Genomic DNA, 15,023 nt, shown 5'->3' on the forward strand with positions numbered 1-15,023 from the left:
TCGAGAGGCCCTGGGTCAGGACTTGGGCGCGAAGGACTCGGCGGCCGGGGCAACCTCGGCGGGGCGCACCACCTTGAGGCCGCCGGGGGTCTTGGCGTCGGGCTTCATGACGACGGTCTGCCGGGTGGAGGGCGCCGACGGGTCGGTGAAGTCGTGCGAGATCCCGAAGTCACCGCCGAAGTCCTTGATGGTGAGCAGGGCCTTGTCGACACCCTCGCGGGTCAGGTCCTTCGACTCGCATGCCTTCTTCAGCGCCTCGCCGAAGACGGATGCCGCGTTGTATCCGGCGATGACGCCGTTGTCGAGGCCGTCCTTGGGGTACTGGGCCGCGTACGCCTTGGAGAGCTTCGCCGGGCCGGCGCCGGCGTCACCGATGGGCAGGGTGGAGGCGCCGATGTAGTAGTCCTTCTGCAGGGCGGCGCCCGCCTGGGTGGCCAGCAGCTGCGGGGCGTACGCCGAGTTGTTGCCGACGACCGGGACGTTGAAGCCGGTGGCCGCGGCGACACCGACCAGGGAGGCCGCCTGGCGCGGTCCGGCGCTGACGATGATCGCCTTCACACCGGCCTGCTTGAGCGCGGAGACCTGGGCGGTCATGTCGTTGTCGGTCGGCTTGATCTTCTGCTCGACGACGGTGAGGCCCGCTTCCTGGGCCGCGTGCTTGGAGCCGGCCAGGGCGTTCTCGCCGTAGTCGCCCTCGAAGTAGACGTGACCGATCTTGTCGCCCTTGGCGATGCGCTTCTCGTCGAGCAGGAAGTCGATCAGGTTGATCGTCTCGACGTCGTACGTGGCGCCGATGACGCGGACGTACTTGGATCCGACCAGGTTCGCCGACCATGCCTGGGGCAGGACGATGCCCTTGTCCTGGCCGTCGATGCGCGACTCGACGGCGGAGACGAACGGGGAGCCGATGAACTGGGTGAAGCCCAGCACGTCCGGTTCGAGCTCGGTGTAGGCGCCGATCGCCTTCTGCGGGTCGTATCCGTGGTCGCGGACGGTCAGTTCGATCTGCCGGTCGCAGATTCCGCCCGCCTTGTTGGTCTCCTTCACCCAGAGCTGCTGGGCCTGGGTGACGCTCTTGCCCAGCGAGGCGTACACCCCGGTCATGTCGGTCAGGGCCCCGAGGGTGATCTTCGAGTCGGTGACGCCCTCCCCGGTCTTCACACCGTTCTTGTCCGCGGCGCCGTCGTCCGAGGACTTCGCCTTCTCGCTGCATCCCGCGAGGGTGAGGGTGAGAGCCGCGACAACGGCTCCGACAACACGTAGCTTCATTTCTTCTTCTCCCCTGGAGTCTTCAGACGCGCAATGCCGCCGGGCAGGAACAGGACGACCGCGACGACCGCGGCGCCGTACAGATAGCGGGACGCCTCGCCCGGTGCGATGCCGCCCGTACCAGGGGCGGACACCAGGGGCAGGGAGTCGCTGTAGTGGGTGAGCACCTGCGGGAGCAGCGACACGAACGCGGCGCCGATGACGGCTCCCGCGACGCTGCCGAGTCCGCCGATGACGATCATGGCGAGGTATTCGAGGGACAGGATCATGCCGAAGTACTCCGGCACGGTCCGCTGGAAGACCAGCGCGAGCAGGACGCCCGCGAGGCCCGCGTACATCGAGGACAGGACGAAGACACCGGCCCTGTACCTGGCCACCGGAACCCCCATCACGCCGGCGGCGATCCGGTGGTCCCGGATGGCGTTGAGCGCCCGGCCGGGCCTGCCCCGCAGCACCCCGCGGGCGAAGAGCCCGCTGGCCAGAAGGGCAGCCAGCCCCAGGTACCAGAGCTTCTCGGACGACTGGAAGGGCACTGCGGCGACGACCACTTCGGCGTCGTCGAAGGTGAACCCGAAGAGCGAGAGGGGCGGCACGGGACGGCCGTTGAAGCCGCCGGTGAGTGAGCCCGCGTTGAACAGCACGTGCTGGCCGATGAAGATCAGCGCGAGCGTCGCGATACCGAGGTAGGCGCCGCTCAGCCGCCCCGCGATGGGGCTGAAGAGCCCGCCCGCGGCGCCCGCCAGGAGCACGGCCAGGACGGCCGCGAGCCAGGTCGGCAGGCCGAGGCCGGTGAGGGTGTGCCCGTTCTCCGTGCTGCTCTCCCCGGCCAGGATGCAGTAGCCGTACGCGCCCACCGCGAGGAAGAAGGCGTGCCCCATGGAGAGCTGGCCGGTGGAGCCGGTGAGCAGGTTGAGCCCGATCGCCCCGATCGCGGCGGCCATCGCGAACAGTCCGGCCTGGAGCCAGAAGCGGTCCAGGTAGAACGGGAACAGGAGGAGCAGGACCGAGCCGGCGAGCCAGAGGTACGGGGCGGGCCGGCGCAGCCGGTCGGTGATCGGCGCCCCCGCGGCGGTGGTGGCCCCGGCAGGGGCGGCCGGCGCGGCGGCGTCCTTGGTGGCTTCAGACACGGGACAGCTCCTTCGTACCGAAGAGTCCCGCCGGCCGGACGAGCAGGACGACCACCATCACCAGATACGGCGCGAGATCACCGATGCCGCGTCCGAGGAAGGAGAGGTCGCTCTGGTAGCCCGTGGCGAGTGACTCGGTGACTCCGACGACGAGCCCTCCGACGAGTGCCCCGGTCGTCGAGTCGAGGCCGCCGAGGATCGCGGCGGGGAACGCCTTGAGCGCGGCGAGTGAGGTGGCCCGTTCCAGGCCGGGGGTCGGGAACACGGTCAGGAAGAGCGCGGCGACGGCGGCGAGGGCTCCGGCGACCGCCCAGGCGGAGAGCGAGACCCGGCCGAGCCGGATACCCATCAGTGCGGCGGTCTGCGGGTTCTCGGCGGCGGCCCGCATGGAGACGCCCCACGAGGTGAAGCGGAAGGCGAGCAGGAACACCGTGATCAGCAGCCCCGCGACGAGGAACGCGGCGATGCGTGTCTCGGCGAGGGTGACGCCCCCGATGGTGACGACGTCGTCGCCCCACGGGTCGCCCAGCGACATGACGTCCGTCCCCATGCGCCGGGTGAGTTCGGTGGTGAGGAGGATGTCGACGCCGATGGTGACGATGGCCAGGACGCTCTGGTCGCTCCCCCGGTAGCGGCGCATCACGAAGAACTCGACCGCCGACCCGACGACCGCCGCACCGGCGATCCCGACGCCGAGCGCCGGCCAGAAGCCGATGTCGTCGTGGAGTACGGCGGTGACGTAGCCGCCCGCCAGGAGCAGCGAGGCGTGCGCGAAGTTGACGACCTCGGTCGCCTTGAAGATGACGACGAAGCCCAGCGCGATCAGTGCGTATACCGATCCTATGGACAGGCCGCCGAGGAGGAGTTCGATGAAGGTGGTCATTCCTGTGCCCCCAGGTAGGCCTGCACGACGGCCGGGTCGTTCTGCACCTCGGCGGGCGTGCCACCCGCGATCCTGCGTCCGAAGTCGAGTACGGTCACGGCGTCCGCGAGCCGCATCACCACTCCCATGTCGTGTTCGACCATGACGATCGAGATGCCGAGGCTGTCGCGCACACCGGCGACGACGGCCGCTGTGCGGCGGCGTTCATCGGCGGTCATGCCCGCGATGGGCTCGTCCAGGAGCAGGACCTCGGGCTCCATGCACAGGGCGCGGCCGAGCTCGACGAGCTTCTGCTTCCCGTACGGGAGGGCGGCGGCCGGGAAGTCGAGTTCCTTCTCCAGACCGATGAATTCGGCGATCTCACGCACCCGTTCGAGATGCCGGTGGGCCTCCCGGGTCGCGGAGGGCAGCCTCAGTCCGGAGGCCACGAACCCGGCGCGGGTGAGCCGGTGCCGGCCGAGCATGAGGCTTTCGGCGACGGTGGCGTGCGGGGGCAGGGCCAGGTTCTGGAAGGTGCGGGCCACGCCGAGGTCTGCGATCTTGTGCGGGGCCAGCCCGGTGAGTTCGGTGTCACCGAGGTGCACACTGCCCGAGGTGGCGCGGTAGACGCCGGAGAGCACGTTGAAGGTGGTGGACTTGCCCGCTCCGTTGGGTCCGATGACGGCGTGCACACTGCCCGGCTCGACGGTGAAGGACACCGCGTCGAGGGCGGTGAGTCCGGCGAAGCGTACGGTCACGTCGCGCACGGCGAGGGGGGCCGGGGAGGTCGTCACGCCGACCACCTGCTCAGGGAGCGGGTGACGCCTACCGCCTGTGCGGCGTCCTCGGCGGCCGTCTCGTCGACGACTCCGAGATAGCGGCGGCGTACCTCGTCGGAGGCGGCGAGCTCGTCGGCCGGGCCGTCGAGTGCGACTTCGCCGACGTCCAGGACGTACGCCGTGGAGGCGAGCCGCAGCGCGATGGCCGCGTTCTGCTCGACGAGCATGACGGAGGTGCCGCCCGCGTTGATCTCCTGGATCGTCTCGGCGATCCTGGCCGCCATCAGTGGGGCGAGGCCGAGGGACGGCTCGTCCAGCAGCAGCAGGCGGGGCCCGGCCATCAGGGCACGGCCCATCGCCAGCATCTGCTGCTCGCCCCCGGACAGGAGACCGGCCCGCTGGTGCGCGCGCTCGGCGAGCACGGGGAACAGTTCGTGTACGCGGTGGAGGGCGGCGGCCGCTGCTTTGCGCCCACCGCGTGCCCCGAGTGCGCCCGCCCGCAGATTGTCCGCCACCGTCATCCGGGCGAACACCTGTCGCCCTTCCGGTACCTGGATCACTCCCGCCGCCACCACCTGGGCGGGGCGGAGCCCGTCAAGGGGGCGGCCGTCGAAGCGGATGGTGCCCGTGCCCGTGCCGCGGTGGAAGCCGAGGGTCCGCGATACGGCCCGCAGCAGCGTGGTCTTGCCGGCGCCGTTGCCACCGAGTACAGCGGTGATCGCGCCGGCCGGCACGTCGACGGAGACGTCGCGCAGTGCCCGTACCGGGCCGTAGCCCACGGACAGTTCGCGGATCTCGAGCGTTGCCATGCGTCCTCCTCCTTCCGACTGGTCGTTGTGGTGCCACAGACCAGCAGCGGGCGCGGCGCGCGTCCACGGCCACGGGCGCAATCGCTGCGGGTGACCAGTCTTCGAAGGGCCCGGTTGTGCGGGTGCACAGAGGGAGGTGCCGGGCCGTCGTCCCCGGCGCGGCCGGTGGCATCCTCACCAGCCATGAGCGGCTCGCCTGCGGAACGGAGCGAAGACATGCGGCGGCGCAGTGACGAGCGGGGCCGGGCGCTGCTCGACGCCCTGTTGGAGGGCCGGTCGGAGCCGGGCCTCGCGGCGCGCGCGGCGAGCGGTCTGGACCTGCCGGAGCGGGGCCGTTACGCGGTGGCGGTGCTGCGGGCGGGCGGGGGCGGGCCGGCGGGTGTGGCGATGGAGGCGGACGGGCTGCGGTTCTTCCGGCGGAAGCGGGCGGACCGCGAGTTCCTCGTCGTCGCGCTGGGTGACCGGGATCCGGCGGCGCTCGTCGCCCTGCTGGTGCGGTGCTGCCCGGGTCCCGGCGGAGTCGGCCCGGTGGCCGACGGTCTGGCAGGGCTGGAGGCCGCGCGGAGGCTGGCCGAGGTGGCGTTCCTGACCTGTCCGCCGGGCACCACGGAGATCGTACGGCTGGAGGAGCGGCTGCCCGCGGCACTGGTGGTGAGCCAGCCGGAGCTGTCGGCCCGACTGGTCGCGGACGTCTTCGGCCCGCTGCTGGCGCTGGACCCGGCGGACCGGGCGCTGCTGGTGCGGACGCTGGAGGCGTGGCTGGAGTGCGGGGGGTCGGCGGGGAGGGCGGCGGGGCGGTTGTACTGCCACCGCAACACCGTGCTCAACCGGTTGCGGCGGCTGGAGCGACTCACCTCGCGGTCGCTGTCACGGCCCCGCGAACTGATCGAGATGATGCTGGCGCTGGACGCGTTCAGGCTCACGGCACCGCACCCGTGAGAGTGCGCCGCGTCTTCGGACGGGGCACCGCGCCCGTGCGGGGTGGGCGCCGCGTCTTCGGGGGCGGGGCGCCCACCCGTGAGGGAAGCCCGGTGGGCTCCCCTCACGGCGGTGTGTCAGGACAGGAAGTCGCGGGCGATCGCCTCGGCCGCGCGTTCCAGCAGGGGGCCGGCCTGCGCCATGCAGACGGCGGGGTCCGGCTCCAGGTCCGTCAGGGCGTAGGCCCGGCGGATGCCCGCCCGGCCCAGCGCCTCCGGCGGCAGGGCGAGGCGTCCGCACACGGCGACGGCCTCCACGCCGGCGGAGCGAGCCGCGGCGGCGACGCCCGCCGGGGCCTTGCCGTGCAGCGTCTGCTCGTCGAGCGAGCCCTCCCCGGTGACGACGAGCGTGGCGCGGGCCAGCGCGGGGGCGAAGCCGAGGACGTCGAGCATGACCTCGATGCCGGGCCTGAAGCGTGCGCCCAGCGCGACCAGTGCCCCGTATCCGATGCCTCCGGCCGCGCCTGCTCCGGGCAGCTCGGCGGTCTCGGGTCCCAGCACGGACGCGTAGTGGACGAGCGCCGCGTCGAGGACCGCGATGTCGTCCTCGGTGGCCCCCTTCTGCCGCCCGTAGACCTCGGGGGCGCCCTTCGGGCCGGTCAACGGGTTGTCCACGTCGCTGGCCAGGATCAGGTCGATGTCCGCGAGCCGGGGGTCGAGCCCCGACAGGTCGGCCTCCGCCAGCTCGGCGAGTGCGCCGCCGCCGGGGCCGACGGGCTTGCCGTCGCCGTCCAGGAAGCGCGCCCCGAGCGCGGAGAGCATGCCCGCGCCGCCGTCCGTCGTGGCGCTGCCGCCGACGCCGAACACGATCGTCCGCGCGCCCGCGTCGAGCGCGGCCGCCAGCAGTTCCCCCGAGCCGTACGTCGTCGCCGTGAGCGGGGCGAACTCCCCCGCGGGCAGATGCTGGAGGCCCGAGGCCTCCGCCATCTCCACCACGGCGGTGGTGTCGCGCACCGCGTACGCCGCCGTGACCGGGGTCCCCAGCGGCCCGGTAACCCGCGCCTCGCGGCGCTCGAATCCGGCTGCCACCGCCGCCGCGACCGTACCGTCGCCGCCGTCCGCGACGGGCAGGGTCTCGACCCGCACCCCGGGTACGACGCGCCGCAGCCCGGCCGTCACCCGCTCCGCGACCTGTACGGCCGTCAGCGAGCCCTTGAACTTGTCCGCCGCCACGAGCACGTGGGGGGTCTCCATCACTGCTCCGTCCGTCACCTTGTATCCCTTGCTTTCGAACAGGCAGTCGCGCCGCCCCGACCATATCCGGACCACCCCTGATCTGCCCATGGCTGTCCGAAACCACGTGGCCGGCCCCTACGCTGCCCCCGTGACCACCTCTGACTACGCCACTTACATCGCAGGGCTCCCCCGTGTACTGGCCGGAGCCGCCACCCTCTTCCGAGACGGGCGGGGACGGGTCCTGCTCGTCGAGCCGAACTACCGGGAGGGCTGGGCGCTGCCCGGCGGCACCATCGAGTCGGGCGACGGCGAGAGTCCCCGGCAGGCCGCCCGCCGCGAGACGGCGGAGGAGATCGGTCTCGACCTCGCGCCCGGCCGGCTGCTCGCGGTGGACTGGGCACGCGGCGTGGGCCGTCCTCCGATCGTCGCGTACGTCTACGACGGCGGTGTGCTGGCGCAGGAGCAGCTCGACGCGATCCGGATCCAGGAGGACGAACTCGTCTCCTGGCGGCTGGTGGACCGCGCCGACCTCGCCGGTCACCTGCCCGGCCGGCTGGGGCGGCGTATCGGGGCGGCGCTGGAGGTACTGGACTCCGGCGCGGGCGCGGCCGAACTGGAGGACGGCGTACGGGTCCCGGTGTGAGGGGTCAGCCCCGGGGGTCCTGCGGCCTGGCGCCGGCCTCCCTCCGCGCGCCGTCCTGCGCGGCGGCGCGCGCCTCGGTGCGGTGGCCGCGCGCGATGTAGTCGCCCACGACCAACTCGACGGCGTCCTGCGGATTTCCGACGCCCGCGAGCACCATGACTTCCACGACGGGTCCGCGTCCGGACCGACGTCGGCCTCGGCCATGGCCCGGACCTTATGGGGTGGCCGCGGAAATGCCATCGCGGCGGGACAACCGCGTCCCTAGGCTCTGGCCATGACTCTCGTCGCGATCCTCAGCGGCGCCGGCGTCTCCACGGACTCCGGCATCCCCGACTACCGCGGTCCGCAGGGCCTCTGGCGGAAGGACCCGGAGGCGGAGAAGCTCGTCACGTACGACTTCTACATGTCCGATCCGGACATCCGGCGCCGCTCCTGGCTGATGCGCCGCGACGCCGCGGCGTGGAACGCCGAGCCGAACGCCGCCCATCGTGCGGTTGCCGCGCTCGAACGGTCGGGCACTCCGGTCCGGGTGATCACGCAGAACGTCGACGGACTGCACCAGAGGGCGGGGCTGTCCGCCCGTAAGGTCGTCGAACTCCACGGCACGGCACGCGAGGTGGTCTGCACCCGCTGCCACGCACGGTCGGCCATGGAGGAGGCACTGGCCCGGGTCGAGGCGGGTGAGCCGGATCCGCCCTGCTCGGTCTGCGGCGGCATCCTGAAGTCGGCGACGGTGATGTTCGGCGAGCGTCTCGATCCGCAGGTGCTGGCGGAGGCGATGGCGATCACCAAGGCGAGCCAGGTGTTCATCGCGGTGGGCACGACGCTCCAGGTGCAGCCCGCAGCCTCGCTGGCGGGGATCGCGGTGGAGCACGGGGCCCGGCTCATCGTGGTGAACGCCGAGCCGACCCCCTACGACGAGCTGGCCGAGGAGACGGTGCGCGAACCCATCGGGACGGCGCTGCCCGCGCTGCTGGAGCGGCTGTCCGTACGCGGTTGAAAGGAGCAGCATGCCCAGTGCCCGGTTCTTCCTCGACGCGGGATCAGGCGGCGTCCTGTGGACCACGACGCCCGGGGACCGCGGTGTCCGGGGGTACCCGGTCGCCCCGGGCCGGCTGCCGGTCGGCCGGGATCCCCGCTAGGAACTGGAGATCCTGGTGGCGCGGTACGAGCGTCGAGGGCGATGGAATCGTTGACGTTGCCGGGCGTGACGACGACGGCCAGGGGTAGACCCCGGAACTGGTTCCGTTCGGGCAAGCGGGCCCAGGTACCGTCCGTCTCCCAGCGGGCGAACCGGTCATGGGCGGTTTGCCACGGCCCGTAGCGTTCCGGCAGGTCACGCCACGGAGCACCGGTCCGCAACCGCCACGACACCCCGTTGATCACCGCCGGTGATCCCGCCACGGCCGCCGGCCGATACCGCTCGGAGGTCGCCGACGGACCGGGGTGCGTGCCCGCGTGGCGCGGGTCGCCGGTGCGAGGCGCGACGTGCGGTCACACGCCACCCCCCGACGTCATAACTGCACCTTTCGAAAGGTACAGTTATGAGGTGACGACGGTGCTGGACGAGAGGTGTGCAGGGATGGTTCCGAGTACGCGGCGGCGTTGGCTGCTGCTGGCGGTGGTGAGCGCAGGGCTTTTGTTGATCACGCTGGACAACTCGATCCTGTACGCGGCCCTGCCGACTCTGGTGGAGGAGCTCGGTGCGAGCGGTTCCGAGAGCTTGTGGATCATCAACGCCTATCCGGTGGTGATGGCCGGGCTGCTGCTTGGCAGCGGCACCCTGGGCGACCGGGTGGGGCACCGGAAGATGTTCCTGATCGGCCTGGTGGTCTTCGGCGCCGCCTCGCTCGCCGCCGCGTTCTCCCCGACACCGGAGACCCTGATCGCGGCACGGGCATTCCTGGCCGTCGGCGCGGCGGCGATGATGCCCGCGACACTCGCGCTGATCCGCATCACGTTCGAGGACGAGCGCGAGCGCAACGTGGCCATCGCCATCTGGGGCACCCTGGCGATCGTGGGCAGTGCACTGGGCCCCATCATCAGCGGGCTTCTGCTGCAGAGCTTCTGGTGGGGGTCGGTCTTCCTGATCAACGTTCCCGTCGTCATCGTCGCCCTGGCTGCCACGCTGCTCCTCGCACCGCCCAACGACGCGGACCCCACCAAGCGGTGGGACCTGCCCTCCTCGCTTCTCGCGCTCGTCGCCCTGGTCGGCCTCGTGATCGCGATCAAGGAAACCGCCAAGCCGGAACCCGCACCCCTGTTCATCGCCGTCGCCGTCCTCGCCGCCGTCGCCGGAGGCTGGGCGTTCGCCCGGAGGCAGTGCCGTCTGCCGTACCCCTTGCTGGACTTCGCGATCTTCCGCAACCGGGCCTTCCTCGCCGGAGTCCTGGCCGCCGGGTTCTCCATGTTCGCGATCGCCGGTATCCAGCTGGTCACCACGCAGCGGTTCCAGCTCGTGGAGGGCTTCACCCCCCTGCGCGCCGGGCTTCTGGTCGCCGCCGTCGCTGCGGGAGCACTGCCGACAGCCGTGGCAGGCGGCGCAAGCCTGCACAAGGTCGGTCTGCTGCCCCTTGTCGCCGGTGGTCTGGCCCTCAGCACGGTCGGCTCCGTGCTGGTCCTGCTGCACTTCGACTCCAGCATGGGACTGCTCATCACCGGGCTGCTCATCACGGGCGCCGGTCTAGGAGCGGCCATGTCCGTCGCCTCCAGCGCGATCATGGGTAACGTCCCGGCCCGCCGGGCGGGCATGGCGTCATCCGTGGAGGAGGTGTCCTACGAGTTCGGAAGCCTCATCGCGGTCGCACTGCTCGGCAGTCTCCTGACCGCTGTCTACAGCGCGACCATCGACCTGCCCTCCGGAGCCCCGGACTCCGCGCGCGACAGCCTCGACACCGCCCTCGCGCTGGCCGGAGACGGCAACCCGTCGTTGATCACGGCCGCATCCGAGGCCTTCGACGGGGCCTACTTCACCGTCATGATCGTGGTCACCGCCGTCATCGCCGTCGGCGCGATCACCACCGGTCTCCTCCTGCGCCACCACGGCCCCGGATCAGCCCTGTCCGCCCCCACACACCACTGACACCCCGCCCCGGGAGCTTCCATGCGGACCAGCAAACGAACCCAGATCCTCGAAGCGGCCGCCCGCGTCGTGGAGCGCGAAGGCGTCAAGAGCGTCACCTTCGACTCCGTCGCCGCCGAGGCCGGCTTGACCAAGGGCGGACTCCTCTACCACTTCGCCTCGCGCGACGACCTCGTCCAGGCCATCCACCAGCACCTCGCCGACCAATGGGAGGCGCAAATCGCCGCGGCGGCGGGAAAACCGGCCCACGAGGCAACCCCCACCGAAAGGCTCACCGCCTACACCCGCGTCGCCACCCAGAGCGCCACACGGGCCGAGCTCCTCTTCATGCTCGAAGGAACCACAACTCCCGGACACGCGGCCCCCTGGGACGCCGTCATGGAGCGATGGGCCCCACCCCTGACCACCACCGACGCCGACGACCCGGACGCGCTCGACCAGTTCATCGCCCGCCTCGCCGCCGACGGCCTGTGGCTGTACGAATCCCTCACCGCCGCGCGGCTGACCCCCCAACTGCGCCGCGCCGTCGCCGAACGCATCGCCGGCACCCTCAACCACGACGACACCTGAGCCCGCCGCCCCGCAATCTCCCGACCGCTGGATCCTTGCTCACTGCGGTGGTCATCTGTCAGAGGGGGCCTACGACCCCTCGTCCTCCAGCCCGGCCCGGATCCGGCGCGAAGGGCTGAACCCGTACAGGTCCAGGATCTCCGGCGGGTCCGCGAGGCCGGGCCCGCCCTCCCCCGCCCATGCGGCGATGTCGGCGACGGCGTGCGGATCGTTGACCAGCCCGAGCCAGACGGGGCGGCCGCCCGCGCGGCGGCCCTCGGACGAGGGCTGCACGACGATGACGTTGCCGTGCTCGCACGCGTCCAGGCACTCCACCGCCCGCACGGTGGCGGCCCCGTCGAGGGCCTGCCGCAGCTGCGCGAGCTGACCGGGGTGGTCCACGCCGGGAATCTTCGGGGTTCCGCAGCAGCAGCCCCGGCAGACACTCACGGTGGGCCTGGACGGCCCCGTTCCGGCGGGCTTGCGGGGACGGCGGCTCATTCGGGGACGCTCCGGTGTGCGGCGGGGATGATCACGGCAGGACTGTACCGACCTGCTCCGCCGCAGCTCCGGTGAGGTAGTGTTGACGGCTGCGAAGGGGAGTAGCCCCGCAAACCGGTCGTCGACACACTGGAGCCTTCGGGTTCCCGGTGGCCGGGCTCGTAGATCCTTACGGGTGGGCGAGACCTTCGGTCAGGTATGACACGCCCGCGCCCTGCGGGCGCTGCGGTCATGCCGGGCCGAGTGGTCCTCCGAAAAAGCCCGAGTGGCACTTCGCGGAAGACCCGGGGCCCGGCTCTCACAGAAAGCCACCCGGAATGCATCTCGACCCCCTGGCGATCCTCACCGCCTTCGGGCTGATCTTCCTCGCGGAGCTCCCCGACAAGACGATGTTCGCCTCGCTGGCCATGGGCACCCGTATGCGCCCGCTCTACGTCTGGTTCGGCACCTCGTCCGCCTTCATCGTGCACGTCGCCATCGCGGTCGGGGCGGGTGGGCTGATCGGCCTGCTGCCCGACTGGATCGTCAAGCTCGTCTCCGCCGCCCTCTTCGCGTTCGGCGCCTTCATGCTGCTGCGCAGTGGTGGCGGTGACGACGACGAGGACGAGGAGATCAAGACCGTCACGGGTTTCTGGCCGGTCTACTCGACCGCCTTCATGGCGGTGTTCATCAGCGAGTGGGGCGACCTGACCCAGATCACCACCGCGAACCTCGCCGCGAGCAACGGTGCCTGGTCCACGGCCATCGGGTCGGCGATCGCCCTCATGTCGGTGTCCGCCCTGGCACTGCTCGCCGGTCGGTTCATCGCCAAGCGGGTGCCGCTGAAGACCGTGCAGCGCATCGGCGGTCTGTGCATGCTCGGCCTGGCGATCTGGTCGGTCGTCGAGATCTTCACGGGCTGAGCGTGCGGCGCAGGGCCGGACTGACCGGCCCTGCCGCCCCGCTCAGAAAAGGGCCGGCACCTCGCCGTCCGCGCCCCGTTCGAAGGCGAGAAGCCGCTGCTTGCGGTCCAGCCCGCCGCCGTATCCGGTCAGGCTCCCCGACGCTCCGATGACACGGTGGCAGGGAACGATGATCCCGACCGGGTTCTTGCCGTTGGCGAGGCCCACCGCGCGGGAGGCGCCGGGCTTGCCGAGGTATTCGGCCAGTTCCCCGTAGGAGCGGGTCTCACCGTACGGAATCCGTACGAGTTCGGCCCAGACGCTCCGCTGGAACGGGGTACCCGCCAGATTCATCGGGAGGTCGAACTCCGTCAGTTCACCCGCGAAGTAGGCGTCCAGCTGACGGACGGTCTCGCCGAAGGGTTGTGGGTCCGGTACGCCGAAGGTCTCCTCGTGCGGCCGGTGCCGCTGTCCGGTCATGTACAGACCGGACAGCACGCCGTCGGTCGCGACCAGGGTGAGCGGACCGTACGGGCTGTCGACGACGGTGTGCTGCCGGGTCGTCGTGGGTGTGGTGGTCACGGTTCGTCCTCACGCCCTCAGGCGGGCAGATGGTTGATGGGGTGGTCGTCGACGGTCCACAGATACTGCACGGCGTACGCCCGCCAGGGGCGCCACCGCGCGGCGCGTGCGGTCAGGGCCGCCGGGGTCGACGGGAGGCCTAGCTGTTCGGCCGCCCTGCGGATACCGAGGTCGGTGGGGAGGAAGGCGTCCGGGTCCCCCAGGGCTCGCATGGCGATGACCTCGACCGTCCAGGGGCCGAAGCCGGGCAGCGCGGCCAGTTCCGCGCGCGCCTTCTCCCAGTCGGTGCCCTCCCCCAGATGCAGCGATCCGTCGGCGAGGGCGGCCACGAGGGTGGTGAGCGTGACGCGGCGGCTGCGCGGCAGGGCGAGCGCCTCGGGGTCGAGGCCGGCCAGTGCGTCGGAGGTCGGGAAGAGATGGGTCAGCCCGCCTTCGGGGTCCTCCACCGGGGTCCCGTGGGCGCGGACCAGACGGGCCGCGTGGGTGCGGGCGGCGGCTGTGGAGACCTGCTGGCCGAGCACCGCGCGCACGGCGAACTCCGCCGCGTCGACCGTACGCGGCACCCGGCGTCCCGGTGCCGCGTCGACCAACGGGGCGAGCAGCGGATCCGAGCGCAACTGGTCGTCGACGGCGACCGGATCGGCGTCCAGGTCGAGCAGTCTGCGGCAGCGGCTGATGGCCTGGGTGAGGTCGCGGGGGTCGGTGAGGGAGAGCCGGCAGTCGATGTGGCCGGGCTGCGGGGACATCGCCACGATGCCGTGCCCGTGCGGAAGGGTGAGCGTGCGGCGGTAGGCGCCGTCGCGCCATTCCTCCACGCCGGGGACGGCGGTCGCGGCGAGGTGCCCGAAGAGGTTGCCGGGGTTGAGCGGGGCGCGGAACGGCAGCCGAAGGGCGATGACCCCGGGGCTCCCCGGCGTGCGGCGCCCTCGTGCCGCACGGGTGCGCAGGTCTCCCGGGGCGAGCGCGAAGACCTCCCGCACGGTGTCGTTGAACGTACGGATCGACGAGAATCCGGCCGCGAACGCGACCTCGGCCAGGGGAAGCCCGGTCGTCTCGATGAGCACCCGGGCGGTCTGGGCACGCTGGGACCTGGCCAGCGCGAGGGGTCCCGCGCCGAGTTCGGCGAGGAGCTGGCGCTCGACCTGCCGGGCGGAGTAACCGAGGCGGGCGGCGAGCCCCGGTACGCCTTCCCGGTCGACGACTCCGTCCTGGATGAGGCGCATGGCCCGGGCGACGGAGTCGGCGCGGGCATTCCACTCCGGGGAGCCGGGGCTGGTGTCGGGCCGGCACCGCTTGCAGGCCCGGAATCCGGCTTGCTGACACGCGGCCGCGCTGGGGTAGAAGGTCATGTTCCGGGCTTTCGGCGCCACGACCGGGCAGCTGGGCCGGCAGTAGATCCGGGTGGTCAGGACCGCGGTGAAGAACCATCCGTCGAAGCGGGCGTCCTTCGACTGTACGGCCCGCACGCAGCGCTCGGTGTCGGTGTGCATGCTCCAAGCATCGGGCACGGAGGGGCCGAGGGCTGGCGGAAATCCGACATCGACCTCGCGCGGCAATCCGACACGGGGTCGCGGGTCTCCCGGCCGTCATCGTCCGGCGCCGGGAGGAGTACGCACCCCACCTCGCGTTCAGGTCACTGAACTTCAATCACGTACAAGTGTATTGACGTGCCCACGACAGGCGTTTACGGTCCGAGAAAGCGCTTGCCCCCCACTCAGTATGGCGTCGGCCGCACCATCTGTTCAGAAACCCGAACAGACCGCGATGCCGCACCCCGAGCCGCGAC

Annotated in this window: 16 protein-coding genes and 2 pseudogenes; 7 read left to right on the forward strand and 11 right to left on the reverse strand. The window is 71.6% G+C overall.

All coding sequences use genetic code 11. The annotated features are described in order from the left end of the window. Positions 1–15: 15 nt before the first annotated feature. The 5 genes from ACFWFI_RS00060 to ACFWFI_RS00080 are packed head-to-tail and all read right to left on the reverse strand — an operon-like array spanning position 16 to position 4,846. Positions 16–1,269: an ABC transporter substrate-binding protein gene (locus tag ACFWFI_RS00060; RefSeq protein ID WP_387383675.1), complete on the reverse strand. Its 1,254-nt coding sequence runs from the start codon at positions 1,267–1,269 to the stop codon at positions 16–18. Next, entirely contained in the window at positions 1,266–2,396 is a 1,131-nt protein-coding gene (locus ACFWFI_RS00065; RefSeq protein ID WP_387383677.1) for a branched-chain amino acid ABC transporter permease, read from the reverse strand. Before ACFWFI_RS00065 ends, ACFWFI_RS00060 begins: the two co-directional genes overlap by 4 nt. Further along, the gene (locus ACFWFI_RS00070; protein WP_387383679.1) at positions 2,389–3,279 is read right to left on the reverse strand and encodes a branched-chain amino acid ABC transporter permease; all 891 of its coding nucleotides are present in this window, start codon (positions 3,277–3,279) and stop codon (positions 2,389–2,391) included. Before ACFWFI_RS00070 ends, ACFWFI_RS00065 begins: the two co-directional genes overlap by 8 nt. Beyond that, positions 3,276–4,052, reverse strand: coding sequence for an ABC transporter ATP-binding protein (locus ACFWFI_RS00075; protein WP_387383681.1), 777 nt, complete (start codon positions 4,050–4,052; stop codon positions 3,276–3,278). Before ACFWFI_RS00075 ends, ACFWFI_RS00070 begins: the two co-directional genes overlap by 4 nt. Then, on the reverse strand, positions 4,049–4,846 hold the full coding sequence (locus ACFWFI_RS00080; protein ID WP_387383683.1) for an ABC transporter ATP-binding protein: 798 nt from the start codon (positions 4,844–4,846) through the stop codon (positions 4,049–4,051). Before ACFWFI_RS00080 ends, ACFWFI_RS00075 begins: the two co-directional genes overlap by 4 nt. Before the next feature lie 216 nt (positions 4,847–5,062). Between ACFWFI_RS00080 and ACFWFI_RS00085 the strand changes: the two genes are divergently transcribed. Then, a complete protein-coding gene (locus ACFWFI_RS00085) occupies positions 5,063–5,785 on the forward strand; it encodes a helix-turn-helix domain-containing protein (RefSeq protein WP_387383685.1) in 723 nt (240 codons plus the stop codon). Positions 5,786–5,901: 116 nt separating this feature from the next. Here ACFWFI_RS00085 and ACFWFI_RS00090 read toward each other — a convergent pair whose 3' ends face one another. After that, positions 5,902–7,017, reverse strand: a complete 1,116-nt coding sequence (locus ACFWFI_RS00090) for a glycerate kinase (protein WP_387383687.1) — start codon at positions 7,015–7,017, stop codon at positions 5,902–5,904. A 130-nt stretch (positions 7,018–7,147) separates the two neighbouring features. Here ACFWFI_RS00090 and ACFWFI_RS00095 point away from each other — a divergent pair, with 130 nt between their 5' ends. Further along, positions 7,148–7,642: an NUDIX domain-containing protein gene (locus ACFWFI_RS00095; RefSeq protein WP_387383689.1), complete on the forward strand. Its 495-nt coding sequence runs from the start codon at positions 7,148–7,150 to the stop codon at positions 7,640–7,642. Between the two features lie 4 nt (positions 7,643–7,646). Here the strand turns inward: ACFWFI_RS00095 and ACFWFI_RS00100 are convergent. Continuing rightward, positions 7,647–7,846: pseudogene (locus ACFWFI_RS00100) on the reverse strand (DUF2191 domain-containing protein). Positions 7,847–7,916: 70 nt separating this feature from the next. Here ACFWFI_RS00100 and ACFWFI_RS00105 point away from each other — a divergent pair. Further along, positions 7,917–8,642, forward strand: a complete 726-nt coding sequence (locus ACFWFI_RS00105; protein ID WP_387383691.1) for an SIR2 family NAD-dependent protein deacylase — start codon at positions 7,917–7,919, stop codon at positions 8,640–8,642. 10 nt (positions 8,643–8,652) lie between these two features. Further along, the gene (locus tag ACFWFI_RS00110; RefSeq protein ID WP_387383692.1) at positions 8,653–8,784 is read left to right on the forward strand and encodes a hypothetical protein; all 132 of its coding nucleotides are present in this window, start codon (positions 8,653–8,655) and stop codon (positions 8,782–8,784) included. A gap of 114 nt (positions 8,785–8,898) precedes the next feature. On the opposite strand, the pseudogene ACFWFI_RS00115 reads toward ACFWFI_RS00110, so the two are convergent. After that, positions 8,899–9,051 (reverse strand): annotated as a pseudogene (locus tag ACFWFI_RS00115) (transposase); the annotation flags it as partial. Positions 9,052–9,224: 173 nt separating this feature from the next. On the opposite strand from ACFWFI_RS00115, the gene ACFWFI_RS00120 reads away from it, so the two are divergent. Then, positions 9,225–10,724 (forward strand): MFS transporter, encoded by a 1,500-nt coding sequence (locus ACFWFI_RS00120; RefSeq protein ID WP_387383694.1) that lies wholly within the window; start codon positions 9,225–9,227, stop codon positions 10,722–10,724. A 21-nt stretch (positions 10,725–10,745) separates the two neighbouring features. Further along, positions 10,746–11,294 (forward strand): TetR/AcrR family transcriptional regulator, encoded by a 549-nt coding sequence (locus tag ACFWFI_RS00125; protein ID WP_387383696.1) that lies wholly within the window; start codon positions 10,746–10,748, stop codon positions 11,292–11,294. A gap of 69 nt (positions 11,295–11,363) precedes the next feature. Here the strand turns inward: ACFWFI_RS00125 and ACFWFI_RS00130 are convergent, their stop codons facing one another. Then, positions 11,364–11,774, reverse strand: a complete 411-nt coding sequence (locus ACFWFI_RS00130) for an NADH-quinone oxidoreductase subunit NuoE family protein (RefSeq protein ID WP_387383698.1) — start codon at positions 11,772–11,774, stop codon at positions 11,364–11,366. 317 nt (positions 11,775–12,091) lie between these two features. Between ACFWFI_RS00130 and ACFWFI_RS00135 the strand changes: the two genes are divergently transcribed. Beyond that, on the forward strand, positions 12,092–12,676 hold the full coding sequence (locus tag ACFWFI_RS00135; protein ID WP_387383700.1) for a TMEM165/GDT1 family protein: 585 nt from the start codon (positions 12,092–12,094) through the stop codon (positions 12,674–12,676). 42 nt (positions 12,677–12,718) lie between these two features. Here the strand turns inward: ACFWFI_RS00135 and ACFWFI_RS00140 are convergent, their stop codons facing one another. Together ACFWFI_RS00140 and ACFWFI_RS00145 are read right to left on the reverse strand one after the other, a co-directional pair. Beyond that, positions 12,719–13,237 carry a methylated-DNA--[protein]-cysteine S-methyltransferase gene (locus ACFWFI_RS00140; protein ID WP_387383702.1) on the reverse strand — a complete coding sequence of 173 codons (519 nt, stop codon included), beginning with the start codon at positions 13,235–13,237 and terminating at the stop codon, positions 12,719–12,721. 17 nt (positions 13,238–13,254) lie between these two features. After that, positions 13,255–14,727 carry an AlkA N-terminal domain-containing protein gene (locus tag ACFWFI_RS00145; RefSeq protein ID WP_387383704.1) on the reverse strand — a complete coding sequence of 491 codons (1,473 nt, stop codon included), beginning with the start codon at positions 14,725–14,727 and terminating at the stop codon, positions 13,255–13,257. Positions 14,728–15,023: the final 296 nt, after the last annotated feature.

This window comes from Streptomyces sp. NPDC060209 (genome assembly GCF_042728155.1).
Lineage (GTDB): Bacteria > Actinomycetota > Actinomycetes > Streptomycetales > Streptomycetaceae > Streptomyces.

Excerpts from the sequence above, each read along its gene's own strand:
- ACFWFI_RS00110 (WP_387383692.1), top strand. The coding sequence starts at position 8,653 with ATGCCCAGTGCCCGGTTCTTCCTCGACGCGGGATCAGGCGGCGTCCTG.
- ACFWFI_RS00070 (WP_387383679.1), bottom strand. The coding sequence starts at position 3,279 with ATGACCACCTTCATCGAACTCCTCCTCGGCGGCCTGTCCATAGGATCG.
- ACFWFI_RS00090 (WP_387383687.1), bottom strand. The coding sequence starts at position 7,017 with ATGGAGACCCCCCACGTGCTCGTGGCGGCGGACAAGTTCAAGGGCTCG.
- ACFWFI_RS00060 (WP_387383675.1), bottom strand. The coding sequence starts at position 1,269 with ATGAAGCTACGTGTTGTCGGAGCCGTTGTCGCGGCTCTCACCCTCACC.
- ACFWFI_RS00080 (WP_387383683.1), bottom strand. The coding sequence starts at position 4,846 with ATGGCAACGCTCGAGATCCGCGAACTGTCCGTGGGCTACGGCCCGGTA.
- ACFWFI_RS00130 (WP_387383698.1), bottom strand. The coding sequence starts at position 11,774 with ATGAGCCGCCGTCCCCGCAAGCCCGCCGGAACGGGGCCGTCCAGGCCC.
- ACFWFI_RS00125 (WP_387383696.1), top strand. The coding sequence starts at position 10,746 with ATGCGGACCAGCAAACGAACCCAGATCCTCGAAGCGGCCGCCCGCGTC.
- ACFWFI_RS00120 (WP_387383694.1), top strand. The coding sequence starts at position 9,225 with ATGGTTCCGAGTACGCGGCGGCGTTGGCTGCTGCTGGCGGTGGTGAGC.
- ACFWFI_RS00135 (WP_387383700.1), top strand. The coding sequence starts at position 12,092 with ATGCATCTCGACCCCCTGGCGATCCTCACCGCCTTCGGGCTGATCTTC.
- ACFWFI_RS00145 (WP_387383704.1), bottom strand. The coding sequence starts at position 14,727 with ATGCACACCGACACCGAGCGCTGCGTGCGGGCCGTACAGTCGAAGGAC.
- ACFWFI_RS00105 (WP_387383691.1), top strand. The coding sequence starts at position 7,917 with ATGACTCTCGTCGCGATCCTCAGCGGCGCCGGCGTCTCCACGGACTCC.
- ACFWFI_RS00085 (WP_387383685.1), top strand. The coding sequence starts at position 5,063 with ATGCGGCGGCGCAGTGACGAGCGGGGCCGGGCGCTGCTCGACGCCCTG.